General features: G+C 70.4%; 4 protein-coding genes. 2 read left to right on the top strand and 2 right to left on the bottom strand.

Annotated features, from left to right (window positions below):
- Nucleotides 1-117 precede the first annotated feature (117 nt).
- Nucleotides 118-837, top strand: a complete 720-nt coding sequence (locus VN378_RS10485; protein ID WP_325743521.1) for an SGNH/GDSL hydrolase family protein — start codon at nucleotides 118-120, stop codon at nucleotides 835-837.
- Between the two features lie 65 nt (nucleotides 838-902).
- Nucleotides 903-1997, top strand: coding sequence for a L,D-transpeptidase (locus tag VN378_RS10480; RefSeq protein WP_325743520.1), 1095 nt, complete (start codon nucleotides 903-905; stop codon nucleotides 1995-1997).
- A 3-nt stretch (nucleotides 1998-2000) separates the two neighbouring features.
- Here the strand turns inward: VN378_RS10480 and VN378_RS10475 are convergent, their stop codons facing one another.
- Together VN378_RS10475 and VN378_RS10470 are read right to left on the bottom strand one after the other, a co-directional pair.
- Nucleotides 2001-2537: a hypothetical protein gene (locus tag VN378_RS10475; RefSeq protein ID WP_325743519.1), complete on the bottom strand. Its 537-nt coding sequence runs from the start codon at nucleotides 2535-2537 to the stop codon at nucleotides 2001-2003.
- A 96-nt stretch (nucleotides 2538-2633) separates the two neighbouring features.
- Nucleotides 2634-2749 (bottom strand): hypothetical protein (locus VN378_RS10470; protein WP_325743522.1); only part of this gene is annotated, 116 nt, incomplete at its 5' end.

The following is a 2749-nucleotide window of genomic DNA, read 5'->3' as shown; positions in this document are numbered from 1 at the left end:
GCGCACGCCGGCGCGTGAGGGCCAGTCCCCGCGTCCCGCCACGGAGCCGCGAGGCTCGGAAGGCTCGTCCAACTCGGGCGAAACCGCTACGGATCCCGCCACCGGAAAACCCAATCCGTGATCGCGGCCGCCGCCCTCTCGGTCTTTCTGCTGGCCCAGGCCGCGCCGGCGGCCTGTCCCGTTTCCGCCCGCCACCTCGTCGCCAACGAGGGTCTGGACGACAGCCGGGCGGCGGTCGCCTCGGGCCAGCTGGTCATACTGGCCATGGGGTCCTCGTCCATCGAGGGGGCCGGCGCCAGCCAGCCCGGGCTCGGCTTCGTTCCCCTGCTGGAAGCCGGGCTGGAGCGCCGGCTCCAGGGCGTCGAGGTGACCGTCATCAACAGGGGGATCGGCGGCGAGACGACGAAGGAGACCGCGGCCCGGCTGGAGCGCGAGATCACGGCCCGCCGGCCCGATCTGGTGATCTGGCAGCTCGGGACCAACGACGTGCTGCGCGACCGGTCGATGGACGACGTCTTCGCCGACTTCCGTCAGGGCGAAGCCGTGCTCGACCGTGCGGACGTCGATGTCCTGCTGATCGACCCCCAGCGCCTGCCCGACGGTACGACCAATCCCTCGTTCCGGGGCCGCAACCCGGCGCTCGGGGAGATGTCGCGGCTGATTGATCTGGAGGGCGGCCGGGTCGGCTATGCGGTCCTGCACCGGTTCTCCGCCATGTCGGACTGGTCGGGACTGGAGCGAGGCGGGATCGGTCCCGACGATCTGCACCTGAACGATCAGGGCTACGCCTGCTGGGCGGAGATCACCGCAGAAGGACTGGCGGCGGCGCTCCGCTGATCGGCGTACGGAACGACCGGGGCGCCAGCGGATTGGGTCCGGACACAGTCACAATCCGGATTTCCATGTCGCTTCGTCTGATCCTCGCCTCCGCCAGCCTTATTGCACTCGCCGCGTGCGGAGCCCCCGACCCCGCTGAGCCGGCCCGATCCCCGCCCGGAGCCCCGACGCAGGGGCAGGCCGGGGACCCGCCCATCCTGACCGTCGAACAGATCGAGGCCGGCGTCCCCGCGGCGTCCGCGCCGGACGCGACCGGCGCTGAGCCCCTGCCCCCCCTGGCGCCGGCCGGCGAGGAAACCGGCGCTCCCGCCGCCCCGACGCCGCCGGATCCCGGCCTGGTCCGGCTTCAGATCCTGCTGGACCGGACGCCCTTTTCGCCGGGCATGATCGACGGCCTGGCCGGCGACAATACGCGTCAGGCCATCGCCGCGTATCGCAAGGCCAACAACCTGGGCGAAGGCGACGCAGCCGACGCCGCCCTGCTGCAGCATCTCGCGGCGGCCGACACCGGCCGGGTGATGGCGCAATATGTGCTGACCGCGGCGGACGTCGCCGGCCCGTTCAGCCCGCCTTCGACCGGCGACCTGTCCGATCTGGCGCGATCGGGCGTCCACTACGCCAGCGCCCGCGAGCGGCTGGCCGAGCGCTACCACATCACCGAGGCCCTGCTTCAGGGCCTGAATCCCGGCGTCGACTTCCGGCGCGCCGGTCAGACCATCATCGTCCCGGCCGTGACCGACACGCCCCTCGCCGGCGTGGCCCGGATCGTCGTCGACAAGACCGAGCGCTCGGCCCGGGCCTATGACGCTTCCGGAAAACTGCTGGCCTTCTATCCGGCCACCATCGGCTCCAGCGAGCGCCCGGCCCCGTCCGGAACCGTCACCGTCACCGGCGTCGCCCCCGAGCCTAACTACACCTACGACCCCAGCCGCGTGACCTACGATCGCGGGACCGAAAAGATCGTCGTCCCCGCCGGTCCCAACAATCCGGTCGGCACAGTGTGGATCGACCTGTCGCGCGACACCTACGGCATCCACGGCTCGCCCGACCCGTCGAAGATCGGCAAGACCGCCTCCAACGGCTGTGTGCGCCTGACCAACTGGGACGCCGAACAGCTTGCGGCCGGGGTCAGGCCGGGCGTGGTGGTTCGGTTCGTCTGAGCCTCAGGTGACCAGCAGGGTTTCGGTCGGCCACAGGACGTGGTGACGGCGGTCGCCCCCTGCAGCGGTGGTGCAGCGCGCCCGGTTCAGCCGGATCAGCCCGTCGGAGTCCCGCAACACCATCCCGGCGTCGCTCACGCTGCGGACACACGACCAGTGGCAGTGGCGGCCGGTCAGGCTGATCAGCGCCGAGCCCGGACCGTTCTCGTCCACATGGTCGCGAAGGACGTCCCAATACCGGTCCAGCGGCACCGGTTCGCTGTTGAAGGCGCGCTTGTGCGTGAAGGGCAGCCCGGTCTCGTCCTCGACGTACATATGGGCGCGTCGAAGGAGCTTGCGCAGGGTCTGGACGCCCATGCCGTCGCCGGCCAGGGCGCTCGCCAGATCGCCTTCGGTCGCCAGCGCCTCGCACAGGACCCGGAACAGCGCCCGGTGATGGTCGGGCTTCAGGCGGCTTTCCCACGTCGCGCACACCTCATGGGTGCTGTTGATGATGGCGTAGACGCCGCACAGCGTATCCAGGCTGCCCTGTCTGAACATGTCGCCCCCCGCGAATCCCGCCCCAGCGGTACAGCAAAAACCCCCGCCGGAGCGATCCGACGGGGGTTTTGTTACGCGTACCGATGTCGACGAAGACTATTCGTTGATCTTGGACACCACGCCGGCGCCGACGGTGCGGCCGCCTTCGCGGATGGCGAAGCGCAGCTTCTCTTCCATGGCGATCGGGGTGATCAGCTCGACGTTCAGCTCGG

Source organism: Brevundimonas sp. (assembly GCF_035561115.1).
GTDB lineage: Bacteria > Pseudomonadota > Alphaproteobacteria > Caulobacterales > Caulobacteraceae > Brevundimonas.
Note: the sequence above shows the minus strand (reverse complement) of the source record. Positions and strands in the feature narration are given on the sequence as shown.